This is a genomic window from Pedobacter nutrimenti (genome assembly GCF_032678445.1).
Classification (GTDB): domain Bacteria; phylum Bacteroidota; class Bacteroidia; order Sphingobacteriales; family Sphingobacteriaceae; genus Pedobacter; species Pedobacter nutrimenti_A.
The window spans coordinates 146,916-164,519 of sequence record NZ_JAVTSQ010000001.1; the positions used below are offsets into that span (position 1 = coordinate 146,916).

Consider the following 17,604-nt stretch of genomic DNA (forward strand, 5'->3'; position numbering starts at 1 on the left):
AATGTTTTAATCTTGCGAAGTTATAAAATGACCGTATATTATTAGCGTTTTGTTTAAAACTAGTGTGCTACTATCATTTTTTTTGTGACTTTATAGTCGCCGTCGCCGGCAATAGCCTTATAGATATAGATGCCGGGAGCCATATTGCTCAGGTCTATGTCAAAACTTTGTATTCCACTGTTCAGGAAATCGTCTATGACCGTTCTGACTAATCTGCCCTGGATATCGTAGATTTTGATCTGCAGGTTTTGTGCATCTGGCAGAATTACATCTATCGTGGTTTTATTGAATCCGGGGTTTGGGTAGTTCTGGTTCACAGTGAATTGCAGAAAGCGCTTTGCAATAATCCGGTTAATGGTGTCAAATAAGATATAGGAGATTAGCCTGTAGCCTTTTGCATTGGGATGGAGGTCGTCCTGGTAAAGTGAAAAATCGCGTTTAAAGAAGCGATTGATGTCGGCCAGATTGATTTTGTATTCGGCCGCCAGTTTGATGTATATCTTGTTCAGTTGATCAACAACTATATTTGCCCGCCTGTATCTTCCGCTGTTGGTGTCATTGATAGTTTGCAGGGTACAGATGATAGGAACCAGACCGGCAGCCAGTGAACGCTGGATGATCTGACGCATATTGGATTCGGTTTCCTCTATCTTAAGTTTCTTGTCTATAATGGCAAAAGCATCGTTAATACCCATATCAATTACCATAAAACCTGTTTTTCCAGCCAAGGCTATATCTAATCTTTCTAATCCCTGTCCGGTGGTTTGCCCCCCTATACCATAATTATATATGTTGATACTTTTGCCTTCGTAGCAACGTTCAAAATTGGCCTTTAGGTAGTCTTGAAAGCTAAGCCCTTTAACGCCTTCGATTGTGCTGGCGCCAAAAGTAACCACGTTTATGCTGTCTTTGGCATAGTATTGGGCCGTTTCCGGACAACTTACGGGTCTGGTCTGGGCGGTAACTTGAGTAAAAGAAAGTGTAAATAGTGCAAGGCCTGCAGCAAGTGCCCGGTATCCCATTAAAAAAATATTATTTGCCCTGAAATTTTATGTTAATGCCTCAAAGATACAATTATATGTACTTAATATGAAAAGTTTCAAATTAATATGAAAAGGTTCAAAAACTATATCTTTGCCCAAAATCATTTGTTATGCAAGAGATCAAAAAATATGTAGAAGAAAACAAACAACGCTTTTTAGATGAATTGTTTGAGTTGTTGCGTTTTCCATCTGTAAGTGCTGATCCTCAATATAAAGGGGATGTGTTGAAAACCGCGGATTTTGTAGCCCAAAAACTGAAAGAGGCTGGTGCAGATCGGGTAGAAGTTTGTCAAACTGCGGGTTATCCTATCGTTTACGGTGAGAAAATCGTAGATGAAAAATTACCAACTGTTTTAATTTATGGACATTATGATGTGCAGCCTGCAGATCCTCTGGAATTGTGGGAAACACCTCCTTTTGAACCAACTGTTCGTGATGGCAAGATCTACGCTCGTGGGGCTTGTGATGATAAAGGACAGTTCTATATGCATGTAAAGGCTTTTGAACTGATGATGAAGACGGGTACTTTGGCTTGTAATGTGAAGTTCATGATTGAAGGAGAAGAGGAAGTAGGTTCTGCAAACCTGGGTACTTTTGTGAAGGAGAATACGGAGCGTTTGAAGGCTGATGTAGTGTTGATCTCTGATACTTCTATGATCAGCATGGAGCATCCTTCTATTGAAACGGGTCTTCGCGGATTGGCTTATATGGAAGTGGAAGTGGTTGGACCCAACCGGGATTTGCATTCTGGTGTGTATGGTGGTGCTGTGGCGAATCCGGCAACGATCTTATGTAAACTGATTGCTTCTTTGCATGATGAAAATAACCACATTACGATTCCTGCTTTTTATGATAAAGTAGTGGAGCTTTCTGATGAGGAGAAAAAGGCATTGAATGCTGCGCCTTTTGATCTGGAGGAGTATAAGGAAGACCTGAATATTAAGGCGGAATGGGGTGAAAAGGGGTATTCTACCCTGGAACGCACTGGAACCAGACCTACTTTAGAGGTGAACGGTATTTGGAGCGGTTATATTGGTGAGGGGGCTAAGACGGTGTTGCCTTCTAAGGCGAATGCGAAGATTTCTATGCGTTTGGTGCCGAACCAGAGTTCTGAGGAAATCTCTGAGATTTTCGCAAAGCATTTTGAAAGTATTGCTCCTGATTATGTGAAGGTGAAAGTGACTGCGCATCATGGTGGCGAGCCCGTGGTAACGCCAACGGATAGTGTGGCTTATCGTGCGGCTGAGCAGGCTATTGTGGATTCTTTTGGTAAGAAACCGATCCCGACAAGGGGTGGGGGCAGTATTCCTATTGTGGCTTTGTTCGAGAGTGTACTGGGGATTAAATCGGTATTGTTTGGCTTTGGTTTGGATAGTGATGCGTTGCATTCGCCGAATGAAAAGTATGATATCTTTAATTATTATAAGGGTATTGAGACTTTGCCTTTGTTCCATAAGTACTTTGCGGAATTAAACAAAAAAAGTATTTAGCTGTGCAGAGCGCTTGATTTACTGGGCGCTTAATAGAGAAAAAAAACAGCAATGGCTTTTATCTTCGCGGATCAAGAAGGATGATCCGAAGGTCGATAAAAGCCATTGCTGTTTTTTTTTGCAGGGTGCAAATCAAGCGAGTTGCGTTAGCTAAAATGGGGGAGATCCGGGCAGGGTGCAGAGATATGGAGTAGATTATAAGTTGAATAGATAGCGTTAATGACCATAGCCGTATGATACAGCATAAGTTGTATATGCAGCTACTTGATTTTATGCAGAAAATTAAAGCGCATTGTTTAGGCGATCTGCAAAAAAAAAGTCAGTGATCTTGATCGACCTTCGGATCATCTTTCTTGATCCGCGGAGAGAAAGACTACTGACTTTTTTCTATTATACGTCTTAATTTTATGCCAGATTTTAGGTGTTAAAGCTCCGGGTTTGCTTATTTTTACGCCGTGTCTGAGATCAATAAGAAAACTGTTATTCCACGTCCGCGAAAGCCAAGAACCACTAAAGCCTCTACGGTAGCGTCTGCTGCGGGTAAGCCTGTGCGGGCTGCTGCGCCAAGAAGGAAGGCCGTGAGGAAGAAAAAGAAAGGGCCGGGTATGGCTTTACACTGGAAGTTTTTGATTGCTTTGGTGTTGCTGGTGCTGTTATCACCTTTGTATTATGCTTATGTACTGAAGATGTTTAGTTCGGGGATCCGCTGGGTAAAGGATATTGGGCAGGATCCGAATTATAGAACGTATACCAGTTTTAATATAAAGATACCAAAGAAGTATAAGATTCATGGGATTGATGTATCGTATTACCAGGGTAAGATAGACTGGCAGAAGGTGCAGGCGATGGAGGAGGATAGTGTTCGGGTTCGCTTTGCCATTATAAAGGCGACGGAGGGGATTTTAAGTGTGGATCCTTATTTTTCGAGGAACTGGAGGGAAGCGGCGAAGACCGGAATTGTTTGTAGTGCTTATCACTTTTTCAGGCCGCAGAAGTCGGGGGAGTGGCAGGCGATGTTCTTTTTGCAGACCGTGCAGTTTGAAAAAGGGGATTTGCCGCCGGTGGTAGATGTGGAGCAATTGAACGGGGTTTCTCCGGAGCGGATGCGCAAGGAACTGAAGGCCTTTATTAAATATGTAGAGAAGAGGACCAGGGTACGGCCTATTATCTATTCCGGGCTGGATTTTTATAAGAACTTTTTGCAAGGGCATTTTGAGGATTATCCATTGTGGATCGCACATTATCATCAGCCGAGGCTGAATGTGGATAAATCTACGAAATGGGTTTTCTGGCAGCATTCAGACCGGGCCAGGATCAATGGCATCAATCATGTGGTGGATTTCAATGTGTTTCAGGGAGACAGTGCGGCTTTTGAGGGGTTAAAGATTAAATTTTAAGTCTATTATTCAGGTTTTATGAAAAAGAAACTAGTGGTTTTAACAGGAGCAGGAATTAGTGCGGAGAGTGGCTTGAAGACTTTCAGGGACAGTGATGGTCTTTGGGAAGGTTATAATGTTTATGATGTGGCGACACCCGAAGCCTGGGACAGGAATCCTGCATTGGTACAGCAATTTTATAATGAACGCCGTAAACAAGTGCTGGAAGCTGTTCCGAATGCTGCTCATTTGGGTTTGGTTGCTTTGGAGGATGATTTTGAGGTGCATGTGATTACGCAAAATATAGATGATCTGCATGAGCGTGCCGGTTCTTCTGATGTGACGCATTTACATGGGGTAATTACCCGTTCGCAATCAGATCTGGATCCGGGTTTGACTTATCCTATAGAAGGCTGGGAGATCAAGATGGGCAGTTTTTGTGAACTGGGTACACAACTGAGGCCTCATGTGGTTTGGTTTGGAGAATCTGTACCTATGATTCATCATGCGGCACAACTGTGCGCTGGTGCTGATGTTTTTATCCTGGTTGGAACTTCTCTGGCGGTTTATCCTGCTGCCGGACTGGTGGATTATGTGCCTGCCGGGGTACCTAAATATATTATAGATCCTAAAATACCGGAGCTTGGCCGATATAAAAATATCATTAAGGTAGAGAAATCGGCAACTGAAGGGGTGAAGGAAGTTTTAGGGCTCTTGAGGGCTTAGACGATCCAGCTTTCGCAGGTTTTTAAAAATTCCGGGTCGGCGTCTGCACCTATTCCAATGGTGTCTGGTACGTCCAGGTGATAGCCATTATAGGTTAAGCCGCCTTGTACAGGATCGATCAGATGGCCTAAAAGGCAGGTGTCCAGGTCGAAGAAGACCACATTTGGACTCGCCAATGCGAAGTGGAGGTTCGCGCTTAAGGCGATTCTGCTTTCCAGCATGCTTCCGATCATGCACTTCATGCCTTTTTGCAAGGCAGTTTCATGGATCTTCTGGGCTTCGAGGATACCTCCTGATTTTGAAAATTTAATGTTTAAATAATCGCAGGATTGGCTGTTGATCAGTTTGCGGGCATCGTGATGGTTGTAGCAGCTTTCGTCTGCCATGATTTTGATGGGCGAATTGAGTTTCAATTCCGGGAGCTTATCATCAAACCAGGTGCGCATGGGCTGTTCGCAGAATTCTATATTGTATTGAGCTATTTCACCCAGGGCAAGCAGTGCATCGTCAAAACTCCAGCCCTGATTGGCATCGAGCCTCAGTATCATACTATTGCCTACAGCTTCCCTGATCCTGGCCACCCTCTGGATGTCTTCATGAACTTTTTTGCCGAGTTTGATCTTTAAGATGGTACAGCCTTGCTGCTGATATTTCAAGGCGGATTGTACCATTTCCTCCGGGCTTCCTATGCCTATGGTCATATCGGTTTCTATAGGGCGTTTGTGCCCGCCAAGAAATTTGTAGAGTGGCTGTCTGGCGTTTTTTGCCGAGATGTCAAACAAGGCCATGTCAAAGGCACTCTTAATCGTGCTGTTGTGAGCGGCATAGCCCAGCAGGTCATTCATCCTTTCGGGGATCTCGAGGGGGTCTTTGTTTAGCCAGATCTGCGCAAAGTCTTTGGCTATTGCGATACAAGTTTCCTGTGTTTCACCAACAATCATAGGAAAAGCAGAACATTCGCCTACACCGTAAATGCCTTCATCAGTATGTACCCTGATCAGTACATTTTGTGCAAAATGCATCGTTCCCGTGGCAATAACAAAGGGTTCCATCGGAATGCTGAAGCGGTATATTTCGGTGTGGGTAATCTTCATATGGCTTGCTTTACCGTAAAAGTACAACTTATCTTTTTACCTTTATAGTATGAATTCTGAACCCAATCATTTAATTAAAGCTTCTTCTCCCTATTTATTACAGCATGCCTATAATCCGGTTAACTGGTTTGAATGGGGAGAAGAGGCTTTACAGAAAGCAAGAGACGAACAAAAGCTGATCCTGGTGAGTATTGGTTATTCGGCTTGTCACTGGTGCCATGTTATGGAACGTGAAAGTTTTGAGAACCATGAGGTCGCCGAAGTGATGAACCGGCATTTTATCTGTATTAAAGTAGACCGGGAGGAAAGGCCGGATATTGATCAGATCTATATGCTGGCCATACAGCTGATGACAGGAAGCGGAGGCTGGCCTTTAAATTGCATTTGTTTGCCGGATCAGCGGCCTATTTATGGTGGAACCTATTTTAAGAAAGACGACTGGATCAATATCCTGTCGCATGTGGCGGATCTCTGGAAAAATGAACCCGATAAGGCCAGGCAGTATGCAGACCGTTTAACGGATGGCATCAGGAATGCAGAAAAAATTATTCCGAATGTTAAAACTGCGGAGTATACAGAGGAAGATTTAAAAGAAGTTATTGAGCCCTGGAAGCGTTATTTTGATATGAGTGAGGGTGGTTATAACCGGGCACCTAAATTTCCTTTGCCCAATAACTGGCAGTTTATGCTTCGTTACAGTCATTTAATGAAGGATGACGCAACGCATGTATCGGCCTTGCTCACTTTACAAAAAATGGCTTTAGGCGGAATTTATGATCAGGTAGGCGGTGGTTTTGCCCGCTATTCAGTAGATGGGGACTGGCATGTGCCGCATTTTGAAAAAATGCTCTATGATAATGGCCAGTTGATCAGCTTATATGCGGAAGCCTATTTATATGCCGGTATGCCTCTGTTTAAACAGGTGGCAGAGGAATCTATAGAATGGGTGAAAAGAGAAATGACCTCTCCGGAAGGACTTTTTTATGCCGCTTTGGATGCGGATAGCGAGGGGGTGGAAGGTAAGTTCTATGTCTGGTCTTCTGAAGAATTTGAAGTGCTTGCCGGTGGGGATCATCTTTTACTGGCTGAATATTTTAATGTGACTGAAGAAGGAAACTGGGAAGAAGAGCAGACCAATATTCTGTTGCGCAGGCATACAGATGAGGAGTTTGCAGAGGCAAAAGGACTCGCCGTTCATGAATTGCAGCATAAAGTGAGGTTGTTGAAAGAAAGCTTACTGGAGCAGAGAAGTGGGCGGGTTAGACCGGGTCTGGATGATAAATGTATTACGGCCTGGAATGCGATGATGATTAAAGGTCTGGCGGAAAGTGCTAATGTATTTGGGAAACAGACCTATTACGATATGGCAGTAAAAGCGGCCACTTTCATTTCGGAACATTTAATCACTCCGATGGGTGGTTTATATCGCAATTATAAAAACGGGAAAGCGAGCATACCAGGCTTTCTGGATGACTATGCATTTTTTATTGAGGCTTTATTATCCTTATATGCGGTAGATTTTCAGGAAAAATGGTTGAATGAAGCCAAACGATTAACGGAGGTTGTTCTGGCAGATTTTTCTGATCCGGATGGTCCAATGTTGTTTTATACGGGGGTGAATGGGGAAAGTCTGATTGCGCGTAAACATGAATTGATGGATAATGTCATTCCGGCTTCCAATTCTGTAATGGCGCAAAATTTACAGGCATTGGGCTTATTTTTTGACGAACCTTCTTATTTGGATAAGGCCGGGGCGATGCTTGCTGCGGTACAACCACAAATTAAGACCTATGGCTCGGCGTATTCCAATTGGGCCATACAATTGTTGAACGAAGTGTTTGGCATCAATGAAGTTGCGGTAGCGGGAAATGAGGTTAAAAGTGCCCTGGAAGAGCTGAATGGCATCTATATTCCGAATAAAATTACAATTGCGGGAACAAATTCTGCACTTCCTTTGTTAAAAGATAAGCAAAGCATTGAAACAAAAATCTATATTTGCCGAAATAAAGCATGTCAGCTGCCAGTACTTTCAGTTGAGGAAGCAATAAAATTAATAAATTAAACAAGAATCTAATGAGTATTAAAGCTAATACAGTAGTTTCCTTAACGTATGAATTGCATACGACTAACGAAGAAGGACAACAAGTTTTTGTAGAAAAAGCTGATGAGCAAAACGCTTTGGTTTTTTTATTTGGTGTGGGTATGATGTTACCAAAATTTGAAGAGCATTTGCTTGGAAAAAATGCAGGTGATGAGTACGGTTTTGAACTTTCTGCGGCTGATGGTTACGGAGAGATCGATCCGGGAGCTTATGCTGACCTTCCAAAAGAAATGTTTAAAGATGTAGATCTTCCTAATGTTGGAGATGTTATTCCTTTGCAGGATAATCAAGGTAATCACTTCAGAGCTGGTGTTACTGGTGTACATGAAACGACAGTTTCTGTAGATTTAAACCACCCTATGGCTGGTAAAAATCTGATTTTTGCTGGTAAGATCCTTGCTGTTCGTGAGGCTACTGAGGAAGAATTGGCACATGGGCATGCGCATGGTGCTGATGGTCATTCAGGCCACTAGTTCTTTCCATTAAAATTATAAAAGAGCAAGCCGCTTTATCTCTGCGGATCATGAAGGATGATCCGGACGTCGATAAAGTGGCTTGCTCTTTTTTGGGTGTTTAGTGCGTGTTCGAGTCAAAGCGGATCAATTCCTCTTAATCGGCCTTCATCCCGGCACTGCATTTTTCGCATATCCCGTAGGCGGTGGTGTTGATGCTGCTGGCTGTAAAACCCGGCGGCATTTTGATACTTGGTATCTTGACGTCCAGGCAATAGATTTTCTGGCAGTTGCTGCAGTTGAAGTGCACGTGTTCGTCATGGTGGTGATGTTCTGTACAGGAGGAGGAACAGATGGCATAATTGGCAGTTCCGTTCATGTCCATGATCCGGTGAAGGATGCCCTTGTCTTCATAGGTGTTTAAAATACGGTAGAGGGTTACCCTGTCTATTTCTTTTCCAAGTTTCTTTTCCAGTTCAGGCTGTGAAATCGCAACGGTGTCCAGTGCGATTTCTTCCAATACACGGACTCTTTGTTTGGTGTGTTTTAAATCGTGGTCCTTTAAGATATTTACAGGGTCTATATGCATAAGATTAGATTGATTTTCCATTGATCAGTGATATCGGCGGAGTATCCATGGCATTTGCATTACTGAGTTTCAGAATGCCCTTTATGGTAACGGTTTGGTAGGTAAACTTGACCGGTTCGGCAAGCTCTACCAGGACCATTACAGGTACACCATTCTTTCCGCAGAAATAGCACTGATTAATAGGTAACGTTGAGAGCATGAATTTGGTTTGCTTCATGCCGTCTTTTATCGGAACAATATAGCCTTCGAGTTCAAAGGGCTTATCTGCATGCTTTTTAATTTCGGGGGTAAATACCGGGAACATCTCTTTGTTCTTTACGATTTTAAAGTTCACACTGCCGATCACCTCCCAGTTTGCTGAAATGATCTGGTCGTTGGGATCGTGTTGTGCTTTGGCTGCAAAACCGGTGAGTACGAATAATAAGAGGAGGAATTGCTTCATGTTTGTCTTTTATCTAGCTTTTGGATAGGATTTCAGAAATGTTGGATCTATAGGCCTGTATTGCCGGGATTATGGCTGCAAATATACCAATAGCAAGACCGGCTGCCAATAAATATATTTCGCTGTTCAGGAAGATTAGTCCGCTGAGCCTGGCCTGGCTGCTTTCCTGGAAATGGCCGATGATCTGTAAACCGGCGTGGCCCAATAAAATCCCGGTTAGGGTACCAGCAAAGGTTAACATCATACCTTCTGCAATTACAATGAGGAAGAGTTTGCTGCGTGAGGCACCAAGTGTACGCATAATGGCAAGATCGTAGCTCCGTTCTTTCAGGGAATTGTAGAGGTTCACAAAAACACTGATCACTGCGATGGCCATAATGAGCAGAGCGAACCATTGTAAAGTATCCACGCCTACACCAATCAGGGAAAACAGACGGGTGCTTTCCATAGCCGGCGAAGCTGCCTGCATATTGGTAGACTGGTTGACCATTCTTGGAAACATCACGACGGACATTGGGGAACGGTACTGGATCAGTAAAGAGGTGATTTCCTTGTCCTGGATTTCTGGTGCTTCTGCTTTTTTACCTGAGTCTTCAGCGTGGTGGCTAGGTTCTTTTTCATCTGCAGGATCGTGCATTTTCCATACGCTGGAAATATTGGTGAGGATCAGATTATCGGTCACATTTCCTTGTGGTTCGAGGATCCCCGTAACTTTATAGGCATGTGCTTTATGGATATCTGTATTGCCGGTAAGGCCATGGGCTCCATAAAACTCATCGCCAACTTTTAAATGCTGGCTTTCGGCTACAGCCGAACCTATATTGGTCTCAAAATCCTGCTGCCAGAGTTTGCCTGCTTTTACTTTAAGACCGTAAAGGTTTACAAAACCAGAATCTGTGCCCACAATGCGGATTCCATTATAATTATCGCCAAGGGCAAGCGGTACGGCACGTTTTACCCATGGGTTTTGGGCAAGTTCGTTTGCTTCTTTTAAGGGGATATTGCCCGTTGGAAAATCAATATAATAGATGCTGCTCAGGATAAGTTGCAGGGGGCTGCCCTTTGCACCCACCACCAGGTCAATATCTTTGGAATTCCGGCTTAATTTATCATTGATTTGGGTAGAGGCCAGCAGAAGTATGGTCAATATACTGGTTCCAAAGGCAACGAGAATGAGGTTTAGGGAAGAGGACAGGGGCTTGGACCATATACTTTTCCAGCTGATCTTTAGTGGGCTCATTTTAATTCGTAAGTATGGGTAAAAGCATCTTTAACTCTTTTATCGTGGGTGGCCACGACCAGGGTACTCTGGTTAAGGGCAGACTGCTGCATCAAAAGTTCAAGTACAGACCGTGCATTTTTATCGTCAAGGCTGGAGGTGGGTTCATCGGCAATCAGCAGGGAGGGCTTATTGATCACGGCCCGGGCTATAGAGACCCGCTGCAATTGTCCCTGGCTCAATTGGCTGGGATAGGACTTTTTCTTGGCCGTGATATCGAGTGATTCGAGTACCTCCTCTATTCTTTGCTGGTCTTCAGGTAGCTTTGCCAGACTTTGTGCCAGCAGCAGGTTTTCTGTAATGGTTAAACTTTTGATCAGATGGGGGCGTTGAAAAACAATACCGATATGACGACCCCTGTATTGGTCCAATGCTTTTGGGGAGAGTTTATACAGGGATACCTCGTCCATCATCAACTCGCCCACACTGGGTTTTAAAATTCCTGTCAGAATATGAAGCAGGGTGGTTTTTCCACTTCCGGATTCACCAAGTAACAGCCATTGACTGCCGTCGGTAATGGTCCAGTCTTTAAACCGGATCGTATGACTGGAATTGTAGCTGTGGGATACTGTTTTTAAATGGATCATCAGGAGGCTTTTATTTTGCTTTTCAAATATCTTAAATAGATCTGCTTACTGTCCATTTTTTCATGTTTACAGCCCGGGTTTAGCATGCTGATGAAGAGAAGGAAAACGAAACCGGCAACTTTCTTATTCATTAATTTGTCTTTAGAGTACAAACATAGTAAATGCAATTTTATTGCATTGTTATTAATTCACTTTTAATGTAAAGTATGTGCTACAGGGTATAGATTCCTTAATTGGAATGCTCATGGCTGCATGTTTTGCTGTATTTCCAGTTGATCCAGTGTGCGGCTGCAATGATCAGTCCGCCCACTGGTACAAGAATGGCCTCCATAGTTTCAAAAAGTAAATGGCCAGATCCTATAAAGAGGAAACCCGCAAGCAGCATCGCTATGGGTATGATCCGCTTGTGTTTTGGATAGGAGGTGCTTAGAGCATAGGTGCCGATGAAAAGGGATAAGCAGATCATAGAGATCTCTACCCAGATATTCGCTAAAAATTCCAGACCCAATAGAGGTAGGCTGGTTATTAAAAGAGGGAGCAGGGCGCAATGTATAGCGCAGGCTAGGGAAGCGGTGATGCCCAGTTGATCGAGCCTGGTTGATTTTATAATAGATTTCATAGTGCAAATATAAAAGCAATATAGTTGCATTTGTGAATGGAGATGTCATATATTTGCAACTTAATTGCATATAGAAAAACTATTGAAATAAGATACGTTAATGGAAAAGAAACGATTGCCTGTTACTGTGCTCAGTGGATTCCTGGGGAGCGGTAAAACAACTTTGTTAAATCATATTCTTCACAATAAAGAAGATCTGAGGGTGGCGCTTATTGTAAATGATATGAGTGAGATTAACATTGATGCACGTACGGTGGAAAACGGACATACCCTGTCCCGAACGGAAGAAAAATTAGTAGAGATGAGCAATGGCTGTATTTGCTGTACGCTTCGGGAAGACCTGATTGCAGAAGTAGAGAAGCTGGCCAGGGAAGATCGGTTTGATTACCTCATTATAGAAAGTACAGGCATTTCAGAGCCTATCCCTGTAGCCCAGACCTTCAGTTATGTGGATGAGCAAATGGGGATAGACCTCAGCCAGTTTAGTCAGCTGGACACCATGGTTACCGTGGTTGACTGTTTCAATTTTAAAAATGATTTTGGTACCAGTGAGTTGTTGAAGGACAGGGATTGGGTAGAAGAAGCTTCAGATCAGCGCACAATAGTTAATCTGCTGACAGATCAGATCGAATTTGCCAATGTGATCATCCTCAATAAGACAGATCTTATAGAGGAGGCTGATCTGAAACTGATCCGTGCGGTGGTTGGGAAATTGAATCCGGGGGCTATTCAAATTGAGGCTTCTTTTAGTAAAGTAGAGCTTAAAGAAATTTTAAATACAGGCTTGTTCGATTTTAATGCGGCGTCTATGGGGGCAGGCTGGATCAAAGAGCTTCAATCTGTACATGAGCCGGAAACAGAAGAATATGGGATCAGCAGTATGGTGTTCCGGTCTGCAAGGCCTTTTCATCCGGAACGTCTCTGGAATTATTTGAACAGGGACTTTCCGTCCAACATTATCCGGACTAAAGGTTTATTCTGGCTGGCGGCAATGCCTGATTATGCACTGAATTTTTCGCAGGCCGGCGGCTCGTTGAGAATGGAGAATGCGGGTAGCTGGTGGGCGGCCATTCCATTTAGTGAACGGATCAATTATGTAGATTTTGTTGATAATAAGCAGGATATTGAAGCCCGCTGGGATAAAAGATTTGGTGATCGCCTGAACGAACTGGTGTTTATTGGCCAGGACCTGGATAAAGAACAACTGAAAGAAGATCTGGATCATTGTTTGTTGACGGAACCGGAAATCCTGGAATTTGAAAATGGGTTGAGTTTCCCTAATCCTTTTGAAAAAGTGCTGTAAGAAAACGGGGATGAGTGAAAGGGTCTTTTTGGACCTTTTCACTCATCCCCATTATAGTAAAAATTGTATATGCTATTTATACATTTCTGCTCTTAATGCTGCTACATCCGCGCTCGTAATGTATTCGTCATAAGTCATCATTTTATCAATGGTGCCATTCGGCGTAATCTCAATAATCCTTGTGGCTACGGATTCTGTAAGCGCATGATCTCGTGAAGTAAAGAGCGCCGTGCCTTTAAAATCTTTTAAACCGTTGTTTAATGCGGTAATGGATTCTAAGTCAAGGTGATTGGTTGGTTCATCAAACATGAGTAAGTTCGCATGTCTAAGCATCATTTGAGAGAACATACAACGCATTTTCTCACCACCGGAAAGTACTTTCACATTTTTCAATACCTCTTCACCAGAAAATAACATACGGCCCAGGAAGCTCCGTACAAATTGCTCATCCTGATCGGTACCGGAGTATTCGCGTAACCAGTCTACCAGGTTCTCATCTTTACCTTCAAAATAAACCGAGTTATCGTTAGGAATGTCAGCTGTATTGATCGTTACACCAAATTTGAATTCACCAGTATAGTTTTTTTCCCGACCAGTTAATACGTTGTAGAAAGCTGTAGTTGCCAAACTGTTTTGTGATAAAATGGCAATTTTATCTCCTTTATTCACCATAAAATTGATGTTCTTAAACATCACTTCTCCATTGGTACTGTGCGATAAATTTTCTACCTGCAGAATCTGGTCTCCTGCTTCTCTGCCCAGGTTATTGAATAAAATGGCCGGGTATTTTCTACTGGAAGCTTTAATCTCCGAAATGTCAATCTTGTCGAGTGCTTTTTTACGGGAGGTTGCCTGTTTGGATTTAGAAGCATTGGCACTGAAACGCTGGATAAACTCCTGGAGTTCTTTAACTTTCTCCTCCAGTTTCTTGTTTTGGTCACTGCGTTGTTTTAATGCCAGCTGGCTTGACTCGTACCAGAAGGTGTAGTTACCAGAGTAAATACTCATTTTGCTGAAATCAATATCCACTATATGTGTACATACAGCATCTAAAAAGTGCCTGTCGTGGGATACGACTAAAACAATATTTTGATAATCAGCAAGGAAGTTCTCTAACCAGGCAATCGTATCAATGTCCAAATCGTTGGTCGGCTCATCCAGTAACAGGATGTCCGGATTACCAAATAAAGCCTGTGCCAATAAAACACGTACTTTTTGGTTACCATCAATTTCCTTGAGTTGTTTATAATGTAAATCTTCTTTAATTCCAAGATTGCTCAGCATGGTGGCAGCATTGCTTTCCATGTTCCATCCGTCCATTTCAGCAAATCTGTTTTCCAGTTCACCTGCACGCTCACCATCTTTATCCGTGAAATCTTCTTTCAGGTAAATGGCATCTTTTTCTTTCATGATGTCGTACAATTCCTTGTGCCCCATCATCACCGTTTCAATTACAGTGAATTCATCAAACTCATAATGGTTCTGTTTTAAAACAGCCATTCTTTCTCCGGGTGTAAAAGCAACACTTCCGGTGGTTTGGTTAACTTCGCCTGAAAGGATTTTTAAAAAGGTGGATTTACCCGCTCCGTTAGCTCCGATAACACCATAGCAATTGCCATGGGTGAATTTTAAGTTAACATCTTCAAATAAGGTACGTTTTCCGTAACGCAGCGATAAATTAGAAACTGAAATCATAATACTGAAAAATAAGCCGCAAAGGTAGTTATAAATTTATAAAATGATTCTGATTCGGTAGTTTTGATCTCTTAAAATTTTATTGCTGTGACCAAAAATGAACTGATAGAAAGATTGAGTGTATCCATGGAGAGCCGGATGGTGAATATTCTTACCGATATTGCAAACGACAGATTTCTGGTTAAAGACGCTGATGGCCATTTTACTATTGATGATCTGATAGACCTTACTTTCTTTTCAAAGAAGGAAGTCGCTTTTCGATTCGCCTGGATCCTGGAATATAGTTTTGTGAACTATCCTTGTATAGGGCCGTATCTGGATCATTTTCTTAGTGGCTTTGCAAGACAAGACAATCCATCCTGTATGCGCCATTACGGTAAGATTGCGGCGTTTTTTACTGGCAAGAAGGTTATTGGCCTTTCTGAAAAACAATTGGAAGAAACGGATCTGGAACCGCTGGTGGATACGTTGTTCGCCTGGCTGATCGATGAAGAGGTATTGGTGGCCACAAAGGTGCACTGCATGCAGGCGCTGGCGAATCTGGCTCCGAGATACCCCTGGATTAAAGATGAACTGCTGCAAACTATTTATCATCTGGAAGATAAGGAGAGCATTGCTTTTTTTGGCCGGGCCAAACAGGTAAAAAAACAGCTCGGAAAGATGAGGATCTGAAACAATGACGAGGCGCAAACAATTAAGCCCGGATAAGTACTATTTTTGCCGGGTATTACACGTATAATAAGAATTCATGGAAAGAGAAATAGATATATTAAATACGATCATCAAAAGGAGGAGAAGTATTTTTCCAATCAGTTACACTAATCAGGAGATACCAGTAGAAGTGATCCGCCAAATTTTAGAGAGCGCCAATTACGCACCGACCCATAAATTAACGGAGCCCTGGAGATTCGTTGTATTTAGAAATGAAGGAAAATGGAAATTAGGAGAGCAACTGGCCCGTCTATACAAAGAAAATACGCCTGCAGCTTCCTTTCTGCAGAAAAAATACGATAGCATTACGGAAAAAGTGGAACAGTCGAGTTGTGTTATTGTGATCAATGCCCAGTTGAATCCCGACAAACTTCCGGCCTGGGAGGAGATTGCTGCCCTGGCTTGTGCGGTGCAGAATATGGCATTGACAGCAGAGGCGCTGAATGTGGGGGCTTATTGGAGTTCTCCGGAAATGATCTCAAACTTAGGTGATTTTCTGCAACTTGGCGAAAATGAAAAGTGCTTTGGTCTTTTTTACATGGGATACCATAATGAAGAGGCCAGACCTGCAAAAAGAACACCTATAGAAAATAAGGTAAGGTGGGTAGAAGAGTAAAATATGGATCAGATCAAAGATAAACTGTATCAGCTTTGTGCTGATTTTATTGAGCAAAGGATTCATACGGCAGAAACGGCCTTGCTTCAGGCTCAGGAGGCCAGCAATGATGATACAAAAAGCAGTGCGGGGGATAAGTTTGAGACCACCAGGGAAATGATGCAGCAGGACATCACCAGAAATAAGAGTTTATTGATGGATGCAAAGCAGAATTTGCAACTCCTACATTCTATAAAGGACGTGCCAGTTAGTGAAACCATTAGAAATGGCAGCCTGGTGTATACATCCAATGGTGTTTTTTACATTAGCATCAGTGCCGGACAATTGAATCTGGAAGGGGAAACTTATTTCGCTATATCTGCGGCATCACCGGTAGGGAAACTGATGACCGGGAAAAAAGTCAATGAGCTATTTAGCTTTAACCAAAAGGAATACCAGATTGAGGCTATTCTTTAGTCAATTGATTATTCATAAAAAAAGCGGAATTCATTCCGCTTTTTTTATGAATAATTTAAATGAATCAGGTCTTAGAAACTGTTCTTTATGCTGTTGTGCAGGGTCTTTGGACTCCAGTAACCGCTGGCAATAATTCTTCTGACTGTGTACAAAGGGTCGTTCTGATCGCGTTTGTCGGCCAGGGAGAATGCCATTCTGAAGCCTCTTTTTTTCAGCTCAGGAAAACCTGCGGCATTCCATAAACCGAAAGGATAAGCAAATTCTGTCATTTTTTTTCCGGTGATATCTTCCAGTTTTTTAGTTGGTTTATCCAGTTGTTCTTCCCAGTCTTTACCTTGATATTTTTTGAAGTTTTTATGGTCGTAGGTATGGCTTCCAATGATATTGCCCTCGTCGGAAAGTTGTTTGATCTGTTCTTTGGTCATATAATCTACAAATTTTCCTTTTCTGCCGATAGAAACAGTCATGATAAAATAAACGGCTTTAAAGCCATACTTCTTCAAAGTTGGTGCTGCAATGGTGAACTGGTCCATGTCGGTATCATCAAAGGTGAACATGATGGGTTTGCTTGGAAGTGCTGCGCCTGTATTGAGGTAGGCATACAGCTGGTCTGGCAGGATAGAATGATATCCGCTGTCGGCCAGTAGTTTGACCTGGTCTTTGAAGTTTTGTATTTCAACAATATAATCTTTACCAACTTTTCCATCTGTGGGTTTCCAGTTCCGGATCTGGTGATAACATAAAACAGGAACCTGCTTGCGTGCTAAAATGGTTTTGGCATCTGCAGGCTTTATCTTGGATACATCGATTTTCTGTCCTTCAACAGGGGCAGAGGCAGTCGTTTGTGTTTGTTCAGTACTGTCTTTGGTGTTTTGAGTGTTTGAATTTGTTTGTGATTTTGACTGGCATCCCGCTGTTAAAATAACTGCAGCGGCTGCAAAAGGTAAGAAATACTGCTTCATATATATAGATTTGCTACAAAACTATAAAGATATCTTATTTATTACAATTTCGCCGCCGAAGGC

Annotated in this window: 18 protein-coding genes; 9 read left to right on the forward strand and 9 right to left on the reverse strand. The window is 42.6% G+C overall.

All coding sequences use genetic code 11. The features are described 5' to 3' along the window. Nucleotides 1-59 precede the first annotated feature (59 nt). On the reverse strand, nucleotides 60-1,022 hold the full coding sequence (locus R2S08_RS00645) for an SGNH/GDSL hydrolase family protein (RefSeq protein ID WP_316833390.1): 963 nt from the start codon (nucleotides 1,020-1,022) through the stop codon (nucleotides 60-62). A gap of 131 nt (nucleotides 1,023-1,153) precedes the next feature. Between R2S08_RS00645 and R2S08_RS00650 the strand changes: the two genes are divergently transcribed. The 3 genes from R2S08_RS00650 to R2S08_RS00660 all read left to right on the forward strand — a co-directional run bounded on the left by R2S08_RS00650 (nucleotide 1,154) and on the right by R2S08_RS00660 (nucleotide 4,635). Further along, nucleotides 1,154-2,533, forward strand: coding sequence for a dipeptidase (locus tag R2S08_RS00650; RefSeq protein ID WP_316833391.1), 1,380 nt, complete (start codon nucleotides 1,154-1,156; stop codon nucleotides 2,531-2,533). 455 nt (nucleotides 2,534-2,988) lie between these two features. Next, the gene (locus tag R2S08_RS00655) at nucleotides 2,989-3,930 is read left to right on the forward strand and encodes a glycoside hydrolase family 25 protein (protein WP_316833392.1); all 942 of its coding nucleotides are present in this window, start codon (nucleotides 2,989-2,991) and stop codon (nucleotides 3,928-3,930) included. 18 nt (nucleotides 3,931-3,948) lie between these two features. Beyond that, complete coding sequence (locus tag R2S08_RS00660; RefSeq protein ID WP_316833393.1) at nucleotides 3,949-4,635, forward strand: SIR2 family NAD-dependent protein deacylase; 687 nt, start codon at nucleotides 3,949-3,951, stop codon at nucleotides 4,633-4,635. Here the strand turns inward: R2S08_RS00660 and R2S08_RS00665 are convergent. Next, entirely contained in the window at nucleotides 4,632-5,729 is a 1,098-nt protein-coding gene (locus tag R2S08_RS00665) for a dipeptide epimerase (RefSeq protein WP_316833394.1), read from the reverse strand. The two genes, R2S08_RS00660 and R2S08_RS00665, sit on opposite strands and share 4 nt — an antisense overlap. Before the next feature lie 49 nt (nucleotides 5,730-5,778). Here R2S08_RS00665 and R2S08_RS00670 point away from each other — a divergent pair, with 49 nt between their 5' ends. After that, nucleotides 5,779-7,791, forward strand: a complete 2,013-nt coding sequence (locus R2S08_RS00670) for a thioredoxin domain-containing protein (RefSeq protein ID WP_316833395.1) — start codon at nucleotides 5,779-5,781, stop codon at nucleotides 7,789-7,791. A gap of 11 nt (nucleotides 7,792-7,802) precedes the next feature. Then, nucleotides 7,803-8,303 (forward strand): peptidylprolyl isomerase, encoded by a 501-nt coding sequence (locus R2S08_RS00675; protein WP_133777695.1) that lies wholly within the window; start codon nucleotides 7,803-7,805, stop codon nucleotides 8,301-8,303. Nucleotides 8,304-8,439: 136 nt separating this feature from the next. Here the strand turns inward: R2S08_RS00675 and R2S08_RS00680 are convergent, their stop codons facing one another. From R2S08_RS00680 to R2S08_RS00700, 5 genes are all read right to left on the reverse strand, one after another. Further along, a complete protein-coding gene (locus tag R2S08_RS00680) occupies nucleotides 8,440-8,871 on the reverse strand; it encodes a Fur family transcriptional regulator (protein ID WP_108550715.1) in 432 nt (143 codons plus the stop codon). 4 nt (nucleotides 8,872-8,875) lie between these two features. Then, a complete protein-coding gene (locus tag R2S08_RS00685) occupies nucleotides 8,876-9,313 on the reverse strand; it encodes a hypothetical protein (RefSeq protein WP_133777694.1) in 438 nt (145 codons plus the stop codon). A 13-nt stretch (nucleotides 9,314-9,326) separates the two neighbouring features. Beyond that, complete coding sequence (locus R2S08_RS00690) at nucleotides 9,327-10,553, reverse strand: ABC transporter permease (RefSeq protein WP_316833396.1); 1,227 nt, start codon at nucleotides 10,551-10,553, stop codon at nucleotides 9,327-9,329. Continuing rightward, nucleotides 10,550-11,179 carry an ABC transporter ATP-binding protein gene (locus tag R2S08_RS00695; protein ID WP_316833397.1) on the reverse strand — a complete coding sequence of 210 codons (630 nt, stop codon included), beginning with the start codon at nucleotides 11,177-11,179 and terminating at the stop codon, nucleotides 10,550-10,552. Before R2S08_RS00695 ends, R2S08_RS00690 begins: the two co-directional genes overlap by 4 nt. 229 nt (nucleotides 11,180-11,408) lie before the next feature. After that, nucleotides 11,409-11,798 (reverse strand): MerC domain-containing protein, encoded by a 390-nt coding sequence (locus R2S08_RS00700; protein WP_316833398.1) that lies wholly within the window; start codon nucleotides 11,796-11,798, stop codon nucleotides 11,409-11,411. A gap of 100 nt (nucleotides 11,799-11,898) precedes the next feature. Here R2S08_RS00700 and R2S08_RS00705 point away from each other — a divergent pair, with 100 nt between their 5' ends. Continuing rightward, nucleotides 11,899-13,101 carry a GTP-binding protein gene (locus tag R2S08_RS00705; protein ID WP_316833399.1) on the forward strand — a complete coding sequence of 401 codons (1,203 nt, stop codon included), beginning with the start codon at nucleotides 11,899-11,901 and terminating at the stop codon, nucleotides 13,099-13,101. A 72-nt stretch (nucleotides 13,102-13,173) separates the two neighbouring features. Here R2S08_RS00705 and R2S08_RS00710 read toward each other — a convergent pair whose 3' ends face one another. Further along, the gene (locus R2S08_RS00710; protein ID WP_316833400.1) at nucleotides 13,174-14,796 is read right to left on the reverse strand and encodes an ABC-F family ATP-binding cassette domain-containing protein; all 1,623 of its coding nucleotides are present in this window, start codon (nucleotides 14,794-14,796) and stop codon (nucleotides 13,174-13,176) included. A gap of 87 nt (nucleotides 14,797-14,883) precedes the next feature. On the opposite strand from R2S08_RS00710, the gene R2S08_RS00715 reads away from it, so the two are divergent. From R2S08_RS00715 to R2S08_RS00725, 3 genes are all read left to right on the forward strand, one after another. After that, entirely contained in the window at nucleotides 14,884-15,468 is a 585-nt protein-coding gene (locus R2S08_RS00715) for a hypothetical protein (protein WP_316833401.1), read from the forward strand. Between the two features lie 76 nt (nucleotides 15,469-15,544). Further along, complete coding sequence (locus R2S08_RS00720; protein WP_316833402.1) at nucleotides 15,545-16,123, forward strand: nitroreductase; 579 nt, start codon at nucleotides 15,545-15,547, stop codon at nucleotides 16,121-16,123. Between the two features lie 3 nt (nucleotides 16,124-16,126). After that, the gene (locus R2S08_RS00725; RefSeq protein ID WP_316833403.1) at nucleotides 16,127-16,579 is read left to right on the forward strand and encodes a 3-oxoacyl-ACP synthase; all 453 of its coding nucleotides are present in this window, start codon (nucleotides 16,127-16,129) and stop codon (nucleotides 16,577-16,579) included. Between the two features lie 71 nt (nucleotides 16,580-16,650). On the opposite strand, the gene R2S08_RS00730 is transcribed toward R2S08_RS00725, so the two are convergent. Beyond that, nucleotides 16,651-17,541 (reverse strand): polysaccharide deacetylase family protein, encoded by an 891-nt coding sequence (locus R2S08_RS00730; protein ID WP_316833404.1) that lies wholly within the window; start codon nucleotides 17,539-17,541, stop codon nucleotides 16,651-16,653. Nucleotides 17,542-17,604: the final 63 nt, after the last annotated feature.